This window comes from Pseudomonas sp. Sample_20, from assembly GCF_004307585.1.
Taxonomy (GTDB): domain Bacteria; phylum Pseudomonadota; class Gammaproteobacteria; order Pseudomonadales; family Pseudomonadaceae; genus Aquipseudomonas; species Aquipseudomonas atacamensis.
The window spans coordinates 1-13624 of the sequence record NZ_RCOA01000020.1 but is presented as its reverse complement, the minus strand read 5'-3'; the positions used below and the strand labels follow the sequence as shown (position 1 = coordinate 13624).

Genomic DNA, 13624 nt, shown 5'->3' with positions numbered 1-13624 from the left:
TCATTTGCGCTCAAGCATCGCCGGCAACTGCGCCACCAGCTTGGCATTGTTCAACGGCGCGCGGATAAACCCGCGCTGTGTGCCGTCCGGGCCGATCACCGCAAGGTTGCCGCTGTGGTCCACGGTGTAATTCGGCTTGCTGGTATCGGCGGGAATGAACGGAATGCTCACCGCGTTCGCCACCTTTTGCAGCTCCTCGATCGACGTGGGCGTCAGGCCAATGAACTGCGGATCGAAGTAGCCCAGGTACTGTTTCAACTGCTTCGGCGTGTCGCGGTTGGGGTCAACGCTGACCAGCACGATCTGCAATTTATCCACAGCCTCTTTCGGCAATTCACTCTTGATCTGCCGCAGTTGCGCCAGGGTGGTCGGGCAGATGTCCGGGCAGAAGGTATAACCGAAGAACAACAGACTCCACTTGCCTTTCAACTCGTCTATGGCAACTGGTTTGCCGTCCTGATCGGTCATGGTCACGTCCGGCAGGTTGCGGCTCTGCGGCAGCAGGATAATGCCGGCGTCGATCAGCGCAGTCGGATCGCCCTGGCCTTTGCCGTTCAGCACTTTATTCACGGTAAGCCCGAGGATCAGCGCGATCACGGCGACGAGGATGAAGACGGTTTTCTGGGTTCGGGTCATAGGTTCAACAGTAAGTAGTGGTCTACGAGCAGGGCGATGAACAACAGGAACAAGTAATAAATAGAGTACTTGAAGGTGTTGATCGCCGCGTGCGGCCGAGTGCCACGGTACAGCACCACGGCCCATTGCAGAAACCTTGCGCCCAACGCCAGCGCACAGACCAGATACAGCACGCCGCTCATGTGAATCACGTAGGGCAAGAGGCTCACTGCCAGCAACGCAAAGGTGTACAGCAGAATGTGCACTTTGGTGTAGTGCTCGCCATGGGTCACCGGCAGCATCGGAATGTCGGCCTTGGCGTATTCCTCTTTGCGATGAATCGCCAGCGCCCAGAAATGTGGCGGAGTCCAGGCGAAGATGATCAGCACCAGCAACAGCGGTTCGGCGCTGACATGGCCGGTGGCGGCGGTCCAGCCCAGCAGCGGTGGCGCGGCGCCAGCGAGGCCGCCGATGACGATGTTCTGCGGCGTCGCACGCTTGAGAAAACCGGTGTAGACCACCGCGTAACCGAGCAGCGAGGCGAGAGTCAGCCAAGCGGTCAGCTGATTGGTGAAGGTCAGCAGCAGCGCCTGGCCGAGCAATGCCAGCACCAAGGCGAAGGTCAGCGCCGCCGCAGGTGAAACCCGGCCTTCGGCCAGCGGCCGTTTGTGCGTGCGCGCCATTACCGCATCAATGCGCCGATCGACCACATGATTGACCGCCGCCGCACCGCCGGCGCACAAGGCAATGCCCAGATTGCCAAACACCAGCACTGTCCACGGCACGCCCGCGCGAGTAGCGAGGAACATGCCGACCAGCGAGGTGATCAGCATCAGCACCACGACTTTCGGTTTGGTCAGCTCCAGATAATCGCGCCACAGCGCTTGCGCCGCACGCTGGCCGATCAGACTCGCCATGGCGTTTCTCCTTTCAATGCGATGGGCGCGACGACAGGTTTGTGCGCACTCAAGCGCCAGCGCACCAGCCCTGGTTGGCTCACCCGCAACAGGCTGGTGCGCGCGTGATAATTGACCACCACCAAGGTCAGCAACAGCGCCGCCCCGCCGGCGTTATGGGCGACGGCCACCGGCAGCGGCAGATGGAACAGTACGTTGCTGATGCCTAGGGTGATTTGCGCGGCGAGGGCGATCAGCAGCAATCCGGCCAATCGGGTCATGCCCACCGCTTTCAACTGCCAGGCCAGACCGAGCAGCACCACCGTCACCAGCAAAGCGCCGATGCGGTGAGTCAGGTGAATCGCCGTGCGTGCATCGCTATCGAGTTGTCCGCCGAGATAATTCGGGCCGATGTGCTGGGTCAGGTGGAAACCGTTGGCGAAGTCCGCCGGCGGCAGCCACTGGCCGTGGCAGGTGGGGAAGTCGATGCAGGCCACCGCTGCGTAGTTGGAACTGACCCAGCCGCCCAAAGCGATCTGGCCGATCACCAGCAGCAGGCCCGCCGTCGCCCAGTATTGCAGGCGCTTGGGTACGGTCAGCGCCGGCAGCACGCCGGACAACCTCAGCGTCAGCAGGAACAGCAGACTCAACGTGGCAAAGCCGCCGAGCAAATGCCCGGTGACCACTTGCGGCCAAAGCTTGAGCGTCACCGTCCACATACCGAACGCCGCTTGGGCGATGACCACCGCCAGCAGAAACAGCGGCAGTTTCACCGGCTGGCCCGGATGGCGCCGGTTGACCCAGGCGCGCCCGGCCAGCACTGAAATCAGCAAACCGAGGGTGCCGGCGAAGTAGCGGTGGATCATCTCGTTCCAGCCCTTGTGCGCCTCCACTGGCGCGTCAGGGAAATGCAGTTCGGCATGAGCCAGTTGCGCCTCGCTTTTCGGCACGCTGATAAAGCCGTAGCAGCCTGGCCAGTCCGGGCAGCCGAGGCCGGCGTGGGTCAGGCGCGTATAGGCGCCGAGCAACACCACAATCAGCGCCAGCAGGGTGGCAAACAGCGCGAGGCGAAATCCAGGTTTGGCCATGACGATGCCCTCATCCGATGTTCGACAGTTTCAGCAGATGCCGCAGGTCGTTAAGCAGATCCTTGCCCTTCACATTCGGCTCGTAACGCAGCACCAGATTGCCGTGCGGGTCGACGATCCACAGCTGCGGCACAGCTTTATCGCCGGTGGTCCTGGCGAACACCCCGGCATCCAGCGGATAGCGCTGCAACTGCGGATATTCGCGGTCGAGTTTGGCGGCGTAATCGGCGCTCAGTGGTTGCGCGGCGGCGAGGGCGTGGCTGGCGCGCCCGGCTTCGCGGCCGAGGCTGATCTGGATCTGCCGCGCCAGATACACCAGTTGCTGGCAATCGACGGCGCAGTCCTTTGGCGCCGTGACCAGAATCTGCCAGCGCTGCTCATCGGCCTGCACGCCGAGATCGGCGCGGGTCTGGCCGTTGCCGATCAGCTCGCCGTGATAGCTGCGTCCTTCCGGCACCCAGAACTGCAATTTGTACATGCCGGTGGCGAGCAGCATCGGCCCGACCACGCCAAGCACGATCAGCAACAACTGAATGCGCCCGCGCCGGCGGCTGGGAACGGGTTTGGCCTCAGACATGCTGGGTGGATTCATGGCGCTTCCCATGGCGTTTCTCCTTTGCGTGGTGCCAGCCGAAATAGAGGTAAAGACCGAGCAGCGCCGTGGCCATGGCGAACCATTGCACGGCGTAGCCGAGGTGTTTTTCCGGGCCCATCGCGACTACGGGCCAATCGGTCTGGTAGCTCGCCGGCCCGGGTTCGGCGCGTAGTTCGTAGGCGAAGCCGTCGCGCTCCAGGGTTTGCCACAATTTGCCCGGCTCGACGGCGGTAATGGTTTGCGGCCAGACATGGCTGACCGGATCGGCGTGCAACTGGAACGTTGCGCCGGGGGCGACATAGACCCAGGCGTCGAGCGTCAGCGCCTCGGCCGGTGTCGTGAATTGCGGCGGCACGCGCCGATCGGGCCATGGCAGCCAGCCGCGATTGACCAGCAGCCACAGACCGCTGCGTTGATCCTGAAACGGTTGCAGCAATTCAACGCCGACCTTGCCGCCACGCTGGCGGTTGTCGAGCAACAGGGTATGGGCGGGGTCGAACTGGCCGTGCAGGCGCACGCGGCGGTAAGCCGGGTCGGCGCTGGCGAGCAGTTCACTGCTGGCCAGCGGTTCGGCCACGCGACGTTCGGCATAACTGGCCAGCAGCGCGGTTTTCTCCGCGCCCCGGCCCAGTTGCCAGAAGCCCAGCGCAACCATCATCGGCAGCAACAGCGCCACCACGACAGTGGGAATCACGCCCGGGCGAAAACGCTTCATGGGCGCGCCATAAAGTCAGTCATCGCGATCGCTATACTCAAGTGCATCGCCTGTCCCCCGGAGTCTTGCCATGTTCAAAGCAGCGATCGTCCTGATGCTGATTGCCACGGTCGTCAGCCTGTTCAGCGGCCTGTTTTTCCTGGTCAAGGACGACAGCAGCTCCAATCGGCTGGTCATCGCCTTGAGTGTTCGGGTGGCACTGGCCGTGGTCACCGTCGGCCTGATGGCCTGGGGTTTCTACAGCGGCCAGTTGGTGTCCCATGCGCCCTGGTAGCGCCAGCAGTCAGAGGACGTAAACGAAGAAGAACAAACCGATCCACACCACATCGACGAAGTGCCAGTACCAGCTCGCCGCTTCGAAACCGAACTGGTGCTCGTTGTCGAAGTGGCCCTTCATGATCCGCATCAGCATCACGAACAGGATGATCGTGCCGATGGTCACGTGGGCGCCGTGGAACCCGGTAAGCATGAAGAACGTCGCGCCGTAGATGCCCGAACCGAGAGTCAGGCCCAGCTCTTTATAGGCGTGGATGTATTCCTCGGCCTGGAAACCGAGGAACGCGATGCCCAGCAGTACGGTAATCGCCAGCCACAGTTTCAGTGCGCCGCGATGGCCTTTCTTCAGCGCATGGTGGGCGATGGTGATGGTCACGCTGGAGCTGACCAGCAGGATCGTATTGATCAGCGGCAGGCCCCAAGGGCTGATGACTTCTTTGGGTGGCGGGAACAGTTTCGGGTCTGGTGTGTGCAGCAGCGGCCAGACAAATTCGAAATTCGGCCAGAGCATGTGCGCGATGCCTTTCGGCCCTTCGCCGCCCAGCGCCGGCCCGGACACGTGGCGGACGTAGAACAGCGCGCCGAAGAAGGCGACGAAGAACATCACTTCGGAAAAGATGAACCAGCTCATGCCCCAGCGGAACGAGCGGTCCAGCTGTGGGCTGTACAACCCCGCGCGACTTTCCTTGATCACCGCACCGAACCAGCCGAACAGCATGTACGCCAGCAGCAGGCCACCGACGAAAAAGATCAATGGGCCGTGGGAGTCCGGGCGTGCGGCCTTGAGATCGTTGAACCAGGTGGCGAGGCCGTACACGGTGACGAACATCCCGAGCGTGGCGATGATCGGCCATTTGCTCTGGGCCGGAACGTAATAATGCTCATGAGTTGCCATTTATTGTTCTCCTTATCGGCCACGCTCAGCCACCAGTGTTTACAGCCACCGGAGGATGTCGGGCGGTGATATCGAACAGCGTGTAGGACAGCGTCAGGTGCTTCACTTCCTTGGGCATGTCGCGGTCAACGATGAAACGCACCGGCATTTCGATCTGTTCACCGGGCTGCAGCACCTGCTGGGTAAAACAAAAGCATTCGGTCTTGTGGAAAAACGCCGCGGCGTTGCTCGGCGCAATACTCGGCACCGCTTGCGCACTCATCGGTTTGTCGGTGGGATTGCGTGCGATGAAGACCATCTCGTTCACCGCGCCGGGATTGGCGGTCAGCTCGTCGTGTTTCGGGTAAAAGTCCCACGGCATGTCGGCGGTGTTGGTCGAGAGAAACTGCACGCGCACTTGGCGCGACGTGTCCACTACTTGCTCGCCCGCGTACTGGCCGCCGGTCTTGCCGTTGATGCCGAAGGCTTTGCACATCACGTCGTAGATCGGCACCAGGGCGAAACCGAAGACGAACATCGCCACCACCACCAGCAGCAGGCGGGTGACGAGTTTCTTCAGCGAGATCGAGTCAGCCATGATTCATGCCTCCCTCGTGTTCCCTGGTGGCCGGTGATGCTTTTGTGGTGAGGGGATTCATCCCCGTTGGGCTGCGAAGCGGCCCTGAATCCAGCGCACACGGTCTACCTGATGAATTTCGATTGCAGGTTTTGGGGCTGCTGCGTAGCCCAACAGGGATAAATCCCCTCCCCACAAGGGATCTGTGTACATCCACAGGAGATCTGTGAGCATCCACTGGGGATCTGTGCCTCTGCACACATTGCAAAAAACAGAAGGTGTTCATTTCACTTCCGGCGGCGTGGTGAAGGTGTGATACGGCGCCGGCGACGGCACGCTCCACTCCAGCCCTTCGGCACCGTCCCATGGTTTCGCCGGGGCCGGTTCGCCGCCTCGAATGGTCTTGATGACGATGAACAGGAAGAAGATCTGCGTGGCGCCGAACATGAACGCACCGATCGACGAGACCATGTTGAAATCGGCGAACTGCAGGTTGTAGTCCGGAATCCGTCGCGGCATCCCCGCAAGACCGACGAAGTGCATCGGGAAGAAGGTCAGGTTCATGCCGACGAACGACAGCCAGAAGTGCAGCTTGCCGAGGGTTTCGTCGTACATGTGCCCGGTCCACTTCGGCAGCCAGTAATAGGCCGAGGCGAAGATGCCGAAGATCGCCCCCGGTACCAGCACATAGTGGAAATGCGCGACGACAAAGTAGGTGTCCTGATACTGGAAGTCCGCCGGGGCGATCGCCAGCATCAGCCCGGAAAAACCACCGATCGAAAACAGGATGACGAACGCCACGGCAAACAGCATCGGCGTCTCGAAGGTCATCGAGCCCTGCCACATGGTGCTCGCCCAGTTGAACACTTTCACACCCGTAGGCACGGCGATCAGCATGGTCGCGTACATGAAGAACAATTCGCCCACCAGCGGAATGCCGACCACGAACATGTGGTGCGCCCAGACAATGAACGACAGGAACGCGATGCTCGCCGTGGCGTAGACCATCGAGGTGTAGCCGAACAGCGGCTTGCGCGCGAAGGTCGGGATGATCTGGCTGACCGCGCCGAACGCCGGCAGGATCATGATGTACACCTCGGGGTGGCCGAAGAACCAGAACACATGCTGGAACAGCACCGGGTCACCCCCGCCGGCAGCACTGAAGAAACTGGTGCCGAAGTGAATATCCATGAGCATCATCGTCACGCAGCCGGCCAGCACCGGCATCACTGCGATCAGCAGAAACGCGGTGATCAGCCAGGTCCAGACGAACAGTGGCATTTTCATCAGGGTCATGCCGGGAGCGCGCAGGTTGAGGATGGTCGCGACTACGTTGATCGCGCCCATGATCGAACTGATGCCCATCAAGTGGATGGCGAAGATGAAGAACGTCACGCTTTCCGGCGCGTAGGTCGTCGACAGGGGCGCATAAAAGGTCCAGCCGAAATTCGGTCCGCCGCCCGGGGTGAACAGCGTCGACACCAGCAGCAGAAACGCCGCCGGCAACAGCCAGAAACTGAAGTTGTTCATCCGTGGCAGCGCCATGTCCGGCGCACCGACCATCAGCGGAATCATCCAGTTGGCGAGGCCGACGAATGCCGGCATCACCGCGCCGAACACCATGACCAGACCATGCATGGTGGTCATCTGGTTGAAGAATTCCGGCTGGACGATCTGCAGGCCGGGCTGGAACAGCTCGGCGCGAATGACCATGGCGAACGAGCCGCCGAGCAGGAACATGCAGAAGGCGAACCACAGGTACAGCGTGCCGATGTCCTTGTGGTTGGTGGTCAGCACCCAGCGCATCAGGCCTTTGGCGGGGCCGTGGGCGTGGTCGGCGTGACCGTGGTCATCGATGACAGCGCTCATGGCCGGTCTCCTTCACGAAAGTGGACGGGGCAGGCCAGGGCGCGCTGCCCCGACCGGTTCACTGAATACGCAATTGACCGGCTCATTTGCTTTCCGCCTGTTTCAGCTCCAGCACTTCTTTTGGCGTGACCATGTCGCCCTTGTTGTTGCCCCAGGCGTTACGTTCGTAAGTCACGACCGCTGCGATATCGACTTCCGACAGCTGTTTGCCGAACGCCGCCATGGCGGTGCCGGGTTTGCCGTGGTAGACGATGCTCAGGTGATCCTTGATCGGCCCGGTGGCGATTTTCGAGCCCTTGAGTGCCGGGAACATCGGCGGCAGGCCCTGACCTTCGGCCTGGTGACAGGCCACGCAAGTGGTGTGGTAAACCTTGTCGCCGCGCTCCTTGAGCTCGTCGAGGGTCCATTCCTTGCTGGTCAGTTCTTTGAGTTGCGCGGCCTCGGCCTTGCGCTCGGCGAGCCATTTTTCGTAGTCGGCCTGCTCCTTGACCTCGACCACGATCGGCATGAAGCCATGGTCCTTGCCGCACAATTCGGCGCACTGGCCACGGTAGAGGCCAGGCTTGTCGATGCGCGTCCAGGCCTCATTGACGAACCCGGGAATCGCATCGCGCTTGACCGCAAACGCCGGCACCCACCAGGAGTGAATGACGTCAGCCGAGGTCACCAGAAAGCGCACCTTGGCGCCGATCGGCAGCACCAGCGGCTTGTCGACTTCGAGCAAGTAATGCTCGCCCTTGGCTTCCTTGTTGTGAATCTGTTCGGCGGGGGTGGCCAGGTTGCTGAAGAACTCAACGTCCTGGCCCAGGTATTTGTAGTGCCACTTCCACTGATAACCGGTGATCTGGATATCGATGTCCGGCTCGCTGGTGTCGTACATCTTGATCAGCGTCGCAGTGGCGGGGACGGCCATGGCCACCAGGATCAGCAGCGGCACGATGGTCCACATGATCTCGACGCCGGTGCTTTCGTGGAATTTGGCCGCGACCTGGCCGGTAGAGCGGCGGTGCACCATCATCGACCAGAACATGGCGCCGAAGACGATGATCCCGATCACCACACAGATCCAGAAAATGGTCATGTGCAGGTCGAATACTGCGTGACTGATTTCAGTCGCTCCAGGCGCCATATTCACAGTCCATGCCGCGTTGGCCGGGCTGAAAATCGACCACAACAGGAGGCCCATCCAGACATGTGGATGTCGCATCATTGCGGGTTCCCCTTATCGTTCTTGTTATCCCGCCGGCGTATCGCCTGCGGCAAGGGAGCGGCTGCATCAGACTACGAACTTGAATCGCCGGGCCTTGCTGCGGGTGCAGTCGGGCGTCATCAGCTAACTCCATTCATTGGCGAGTATAGACAGCGCCCGGGAATTGCAACCCGGGCACGTAAATGAGCTGAAACACCCGGCGCTTGCGTTCAAGTGCCCGAATGGAGAAGGATGCAGACGAGTGGTGGCGAATGGATATAACGCAGCTGCATCAAGGATGAAATAATTATGACAAATGCGTCTTAGCGTTTTTCGTAAGCCAGCTAAGTTATGTCTTCCCTATTTCATTGCCTTGTTTCCTGGAGTTTTCATGAACACCGCCGCATTGCGCGAGCAGATCCAAAAAGCCCAACAGCACGAAAAAGACACCGGCCTGCTGACCCGTCAGCTGGAAAGCAAGCTGCCTCACCTGCACCCGGCGATCCAGTTGCCGGAAGCCGACGCCCAAGGCGTGCTGACACGTTTTGTCGCCGCCTACATCGATGAAGTACCGGACCTGCTGGATGCAGCCAATGAAGTCGCCAGGGAAGCGGGAATCGAATCGCAGATCAAACCGGTGCTGAAAATCGCCGAGCAGTATTTCCTCCAGCCGCCGGCGATCATGGCCGGACATGTCGGCCTGGACAGCCTGCTCGACGAGGCCTATCTGGCACACCGTTTTGTCGAAGAGGTCAACGACCTGTACATCAAGCACTTCGGCCAGCCATTGATCCCCTTGGACATGACGGTCGCCAACCTGATTGCTCACCAATTGATCGGTGAGGAATTCGCCAACCAACTGGACGAAGCGGTGCATCACGCGATCGACGAGATGCTCAACGAAGAGAGTTTTGCTTTGGAGTCGGTCGAAGCCTACCGCGAAAAACTCAGCAGTCCGGACACTGGCGCGGCGTGGAAACGCTGGCCGTGCATGGGCCGCCGGTTGGGTGTGGGGCTTGAGCTGGATCAGCCTGCTGCCTGATTTTCTTGTGTCATAAATCCAGTGTGGGAGCGAGCCTGCTCGCGAATGCGGTCGATCATTCAACATCTCTGTTGGCTGATACACCGCTTTCGCGAGCAGGCTCGCTCCCACAGGGTTTGCGTTTTGAGGTCGACTTCTAACCCGCCGCACCAATCCCGGTATTGGTCCGCACCCGGCCTTCCAGCCTGCGCTTCAACCCACGCGACTCGATCAACAGCTTCGATCCCTTCGCCGCATTCGCCCGGCCCCATTCCTCAAGCAACTCCAGACACGAATGGTCGATGTAGCTCAGGTTGTTCAGCGGCACATGCACCTTCGTACCGTGAGGAATGCTGCCCAGCACCTGCGTCAGCGCCGGCACTTTGAGGAACGTCGCTGCACCAACCAGACGCAGTTCCATCTCGCCGTCCTGCGGCAAGTCGATCAGGCTGATCTTCAGGCGCGAAGCCTTGAATGCCAGCTTCAACATGGTCAGGCCGAAGCCGATCAGCACACCGGTGAGCAGGTCAGTAAAAATGATCGCCAGCGCCGTCGCGGCGTAGGTGAACATCGGCATCCGCCCGTACCGACCCAGACCACGGAAAGCTTTCAGGTCGACCAGTTTGAAGCCGGTATACACCAGCACCCCCGCCAGACTCGCCACCGGAATGCTTTGCAGCACGCTCGACAGCAACAGCACGAATGCCAGCAGCCACAGGCCATGGAAAATCGTCGAGTAGCGTGTGGTCGCACCGGCCTGGACGTTGGCCGAACTGCGCACGATCACTCCGGTCATCGGCAGGGCGCCGACCAGACCGCAGAGCATGTTGCCGACGCCTTGCGCCGACAGTTCACGGTCGAAGTCCGAACGCACGCCGCTGTGCATGCGATCCACCGCCGCAGCGGACAACAGGGTTTCGGCACTGGCGATAAACGCCACGGCGAACGCGGCGATCAGCAGCGTCGGGTCGGCCAGATTCATCAGGTCGGCCGGCTTGAGCCAATCGATCGCTTCGGCCAGATTCGCCGGCACTTCAACGCGTTTGACCTGCAACGCCAGCATCAGGCTCGCCACCGTCGCCAGACCCACACCGAGCAATGCGCCGGGAATGAAGCGCAGCGAATGCGGGCGGAATTTTTCCCACAGCCACATCACCGCAATCGTCGACAGACCGAGCAGACCCGCCTGCCAGCCGAACGATGGCAAGGCTTGCGCTACGGCCGCTGGGAACGCCGTGAGGTTGTCGAGCCCGGAAGGCTGCGGCTTGGCATCGAGCATCACATGGATTTGCGAGAGCACAATCAATACGCCAATGCCCGCGAGCATGCCGTAGACCACCGCTGGCGCCGTGACGCGAAACCAGCAGCCGAGCTTCAGCCGCCCGGCGACCAGTTGCAGAAAACCGGCGAGCAGCAGGATCGGTCCGAGCATCTCGACGCCATGCTGGCGCACCAGCTCGAAAACCAGCACTGCCAGACCCGCCGCCGGACCGCTGACCTGCAACGGCGACCCCGCCAGCCAACCGACCACCAGACCGCCGATGATGCCGGTGATCAGACCTTTTGCCGGCGGCAGCCCTGAGGCAATCGCGATGCCCATGCACAGCGGCAGGGCGACCAGAAACACAACCACGGAGGCGAGCAGCTCCCGTGGCAACACAGCTTTCAATTGAGCCGCACGCATGGCGATTCTCCCGAAGTTTTCTTCAGGCGTGGCGAGGCCGGGCCGCTGAATCAGCGGCCGGCGTCATACCACACAGATTGTTGGGAAGATTTAGAAGCGCGCTTTGGGCGTCGCCACAGGAATCGGATGGCTGCCGTCGAGAGGCAGGAAACGACCCTGGTCCGCGTCGTAAGCTTTGATTTCGCTGGTTTCGATGTTGTAGACCCAGCCATGGATGAACAGATGACCGTTCGCCATGCGCGAGGCTACCGAAGGATGGGTACGCAAGTGCTGCAGTTGGGCGATGACGTTTTCCTCGGTGAGGATCGGCATGCTGTCTTTTTCGTCGGTGCAGTTGCAGTTGTCGTGCACCATGGTTTTCGCGACTTCAGCGTGGCGCAGCCAGGCTTTGACCGTCGGCATTTTTTCCAGGCTGTCGGGGTTGAGTACCGCGCGCATGGCGCCGCAATCGGAGTGTCCGCAAATGATGATGTGTTGCACGCCCAGCGCCAGTACCGCGTATTCGATCGCGGTGGAGACGCCGCCGTTCATCTGACCGTAGGGCGGCACCACGTTGCCGACGTTACGGGTAACGAACAGATCGCCCGGCGAGCTCTGGGTGATCAGCTCGGGAACGATGCGCGAGTCGGCGCAGGTGATGAACATCGCCTTGGGCGCCTGAGCGGTGGCGAGCTTCTTGAACAATTCTTCCTGCTGCGGAAAAACGTCATGGTGAAAGCGTAAAAAGCCATCAACGATCTGTCGCAGTGCTGCATCGGCGGATTGTGCTTCAGGGCTTTGCGCCGAGGCAGCCAACGACTGTTTATCCTTGTCACTCATGATTCATCCTCTTGTGCGGATTCAGGGAGTCTTCCCCGGTATTCCGGTATGAAGCCAGTGGCTGTTTAAACCATCCGGGTCATCCCGACCCGTCAGTCACTCGATGAACAAGGTAGCCGCCGAAACTTAACTGAAACTGAATCAAACGCTCTAGAACGTGTGTTCCAGGTCACAAAAAACGTGACTGGCGTGTTTCGGCGGAAGGATTCCAACCCGTCAACCCAAAGCCAATTGTCGCTAAATCAACGACATCTGGCGACCCGGCGGACAGAAGGCCGAGCAGTCGAGGTTATAGCCCTCGCGTTTGTTCAGGCCAAGCTTTTTGATGGCCTTGGCAAATCTTTGTGCGAGCAGGTCTGCAAACGGTCCTTCACCGCGCATGCGCGCACCGAAACGACTGTCGTAGAGTTCTCCGCCGCGACTCTGGCGGATCAGGCTCAGCACATGGGCGGCACGTTGCGGATAGTGCGCCTGCAACCACTCCTCGAACAGCGGCGCCACTTCCAGCGGCAGGCGCAGCATCATGTAGGCGGCGCTTTGCGCACCGGCGGTGTGGGCCTCGGTGAGCAGGCTTTCGATTTCGCTGTCATTGATCATCGGAATCATCGGCGAACACAGCACGCCGACCGGAATGCCTGCTTCACGCATCACCCGGATCGCACGCAGGCGTGCCTTGGGCGCAGCGGCGCGGGGTTCGAGGATGCGTTTGAGTTCATCATCCAGCGTGGTCAGGCTGATCATCACCGCCACCAGCCGTTGCTGCGCCAGCTCCGTGAGCAAATCGAGATCGCGCAGAATCAGCGAACCTTTGGTGACGATGGTCACCGGGTGGCGATAGCGCAGCAGCACTTCCAGGGTCTGCCGGGTGATTTTGTATTCGCGCTCGATGGGCTGATACGGGTCGGTGTTGGAGCCGAGATTGATCGGCGCACATTGATAGCCGGGTTTGCTCAGCTGTTCTTCGAGGACCTGGGCGGCATTGGTCTTGGCAATCAGCCGGGTTTCGAAATCCAGGCCCGGCGACATGTCCCAATAGGCGTGGCTGGGCCGTGCATAGCAATAGATGCAGCCGTGTTCGCAGCCGCGATAGGGATTGAGCGAGCGGTCGAAGGGCAGATCCGGCGAGGTGTTGCGGCTGATGATCGATTTGGCCTTCTCGATGATCACTTCGGTGTTTTGCGTCTCTGGCACTTCCTGATACCAGCCATCGTCCTCGGCCACCGAACGACTGGGCGCAAAGCGGTTGTGCGGGTTGGTTGCGGTGCCGCGACCGCGAGGTGGCAATGGAGTAGACATGAAAACGCCCCGATACTGTATATGCGCACAGTATCGGGGCGATCCTCATCTGGCTAGTGCCGTCGGGCGAGTGGTCAGTTGTGGTTGTTCATGTCCGCTACGTTCGGGGA

At 60.7% G+C, this 13624-nt stretch carries 14 protein-coding genes; 2 read left to right on the top strand and 12 right to left on the bottom strand.

Translation table 11 applies throughout. The annotated features are described in order from the left end of the window. Genes D8U70_RS03720 through D8U70_RS03700 form a run of 5 tightly spaced genes read right to left on the bottom strand, consistent with a single transcriptional unit; the run spans window position 1 to window position 3909 of the window. Complete coding sequence (locus tag D8U70_RS03720; protein ID WP_130928310.1) at window positions 1-636, bottom strand: SCO family protein; 636 nt, start codon at window positions 634-636, stop codon at window positions 1-3. Continuing rightward, a complete protein-coding gene (gene cyoE, locus D8U70_RS03715; RefSeq protein WP_071173963.1) occupies window positions 633-1532 on the bottom strand; it encodes a heme o synthase in 900 nt (299 codons plus the stop codon). Before cyoE ends, D8U70_RS03720 begins: the two co-directional genes overlap by 4 nt. Further along, window positions 1520-2599, bottom strand: coding sequence for a COX15/CtaA family protein (locus D8U70_RS03710; protein ID WP_130928309.1), 1080 nt, complete (start codon window positions 2597-2599; stop codon window positions 1520-1522). The genes cyoE and D8U70_RS03710 overlap by 13 nt, the downstream gene beginning before the upstream one ends. A 10-nt stretch (window positions 2600-2609) precedes the next feature. Beyond that, the gene (locus D8U70_RS03705; RefSeq protein ID WP_056791251.1) at window positions 2610-3203 is read right to left on the bottom strand and encodes a hypothetical protein; all 594 of its coding nucleotides are present in this window, start codon (window positions 3201-3203) and stop codon (window positions 2610-2612) included. Beyond that, complete coding sequence (locus tag D8U70_RS03700) at window positions 3169-3909, bottom strand: SURF1 family protein (protein WP_130928308.1); 741 nt, start codon at window positions 3907-3909, stop codon at window positions 3169-3171. The genes D8U70_RS03705 and D8U70_RS03700 overlap by 35 nt, the downstream gene beginning before the upstream one ends. A 70-nt stretch (window positions 3910-3979) precedes the next feature. On the opposite strand from D8U70_RS03700, the gene D8U70_RS03695 reads away from it, so the two are divergent. Then, the gene (locus D8U70_RS03695; protein WP_016772330.1) at window positions 3980-4183 is read left to right on the top strand and encodes a twin transmembrane helix small protein; all 204 of its coding nucleotides are present in this window, start codon (window positions 3980-3982) and stop codon (window positions 4181-4183) included. 9 nt (window positions 4184-4192) lie between these two features. Here D8U70_RS03695 and D8U70_RS03690 read toward each other — a convergent pair whose 3' ends face one another. The 4 genes from D8U70_RS03690 to coxB all read right to left on the bottom strand — a co-directional run bounded on the left by D8U70_RS03690 (window position 4193) and on the right by coxB (window position 8715). Beyond that, on the bottom strand, window positions 4193-5080 hold the full coding sequence (locus D8U70_RS03690) for a cytochrome c oxidase subunit 3 (protein WP_095182286.1): 888 nt from the start codon (window positions 5078-5080) through the stop codon (window positions 4193-4195). Between the two features lie 25 nt (window positions 5081-5105). Then, entirely contained in the window at window positions 5106-5657 is a 552-nt protein-coding gene (locus tag D8U70_RS03685; RefSeq protein WP_016772328.1) for a cytochrome c oxidase assembly protein, read from the bottom strand. Between the two features lie 261 nt (window positions 5658-5918). Next, window positions 5919-7505, bottom strand: coding sequence for a cytochrome c oxidase subunit I (gene ctaD / locus D8U70_RS03680; protein ID WP_042609004.1), 1587 nt, complete (start codon window positions 7503-7505; stop codon window positions 5919-5921). Between the two features lie 82 nt (window positions 7506-7587). Further along, window positions 7588-8715 carry a cytochrome c oxidase subunit II gene (gene coxB / locus D8U70_RS03675; RefSeq protein WP_016772326.1) on the bottom strand — a complete coding sequence of 376 codons (1128 nt, stop codon included), beginning with the start codon at window positions 8713-8715 and terminating at the stop codon, window positions 7588-7590. Between the two features lie 370 nt (window positions 8716-9085). Here coxB and D8U70_RS03670 point away from each other — a divergent pair, with 370 nt between their 5' ends. After that, window positions 9086-9736, top strand: a complete 651-nt coding sequence (locus D8U70_RS03670) for a hypothetical protein (protein ID WP_016772325.1) — start codon at window positions 9086-9088, stop codon at window positions 9734-9736. 136 nt (window positions 9737-9872) lie between these two features. Here D8U70_RS03670 and D8U70_RS03665 read toward each other — a convergent pair whose 3' ends face one another. From D8U70_RS03665 to D8U70_RS03655, 3 genes are all read right to left on the bottom strand, one after another. Next, window positions 9873-11399 (bottom strand): SulP family inorganic anion transporter, encoded by a 1527-nt coding sequence (locus tag D8U70_RS03665; RefSeq protein WP_110644690.1) that lies wholly within the window; start codon window positions 11397-11399, stop codon window positions 9873-9875. A 90-nt stretch (window positions 11400-11489) separates the two neighbouring features. Next, a complete protein-coding gene (locus D8U70_RS03660) occupies window positions 11490-12218 on the bottom strand; it encodes a carbonic anhydrase (protein WP_016772323.1) in 729 nt (242 codons plus the stop codon). Window positions 12219-12455: 237 nt separating this feature from the next. Further along, a complete protein-coding gene (locus D8U70_RS03655; protein WP_130928307.1) occupies window positions 12456-13514 on the bottom strand; it encodes a PA0069 family radical SAM protein in 1059 nt (352 codons plus the stop codon). Window positions 13515-13624 lie beyond the last annotated feature (110 nt).

Bases quoted from the DNA above. Each gene is read 5' to 3' on its own strand.
- D8U70_RS03710 (WP_130928309.1), bottom strand. From the start codon at position 2,599: ATGGCCAAACCTGGATTTCGCCTCGCGCTGTTTGCCACCCTGCTGGCG.
- ctaD (WP_042609004.1), bottom strand. From the start codon at position 7,505: ATGAGCGCTGTCATCGATGACCACGGTCACGCCGACCACGCCCACGGC.
- D8U70_RS03670 (WP_016772325.1), top strand. From the start codon at position 9,086: ATGAACACCGCCGCATTGCGCGAGCAGATCCAAAAAGCCCAACAGCAC.
- D8U70_RS03685 (WP_016772328.1), bottom strand. From the start codon at position 5,657: ATGGCTGACTCGATCTCGCTGAAGAAACTCGTCACCCGCCTGCTGCTG.
- cyoE (WP_071173963.1), bottom strand. From the start codon at position 1,532: ATGGCGAGTCTGATCGGCCAGCGTGCGGCGCAAGCGCTGTGGCGCGAT.
- D8U70_RS03695 (WP_016772330.1), top strand. From the start codon at position 3,980: ATGTTCAAAGCAGCGATCGTCCTGATGCTGATTGCCACGGTCGTCAGC.
- D8U70_RS03665 (WP_110644690.1), bottom strand. From the start codon at position 11,399: ATGCGTGCGGCTCAATTGAAAGCTGTGTTGCCACGGGAGCTGCTCGCC.
- D8U70_RS03720 (WP_130928310.1), bottom strand. From the start codon at position 636: ATGACCCGAACCCAGAAAACCGTCTTCATCCTCGTCGCCGTGATCGCG.
- D8U70_RS03705 (WP_056791251.1), bottom strand. From the start codon at position 3,203: ATGGGAAGCGCCATGAATCCACCCAGCATGTCTGAGGCCAAACCCGTT.
- D8U70_RS03700 (WP_130928308.1), bottom strand. From the start codon at position 3,909: ATGAAGCGTTTTCGCCCGGGCGTGATTCCCACTGTCGTGGTGGCGCTG.
- coxB (WP_016772326.1), bottom strand. From the start codon at position 8,715: ATGATGCGACATCCACATGTCTGGATGGGCCTCCTGTTGTGGTCGATT.
- D8U70_RS03660 (WP_016772323.1), bottom strand. From the start codon at position 12,218: ATGAGTGACAAGGATAAACAGTCGTTGGCTGCCTCGGCGCAAAGCCCT.
- D8U70_RS03690 (WP_095182286.1), bottom strand. From the start codon at position 5,080: ATGGCAACTCATGAGCATTATTACGTTCCGGCCCAGAGCAAATGGCCG.
- D8U70_RS03655 (WP_130928307.1), bottom strand. From the start codon at position 13,514: ATGTCTACTCCATTGCCACCTCGCGGTCGCGGCACCGCAACCAACCCG.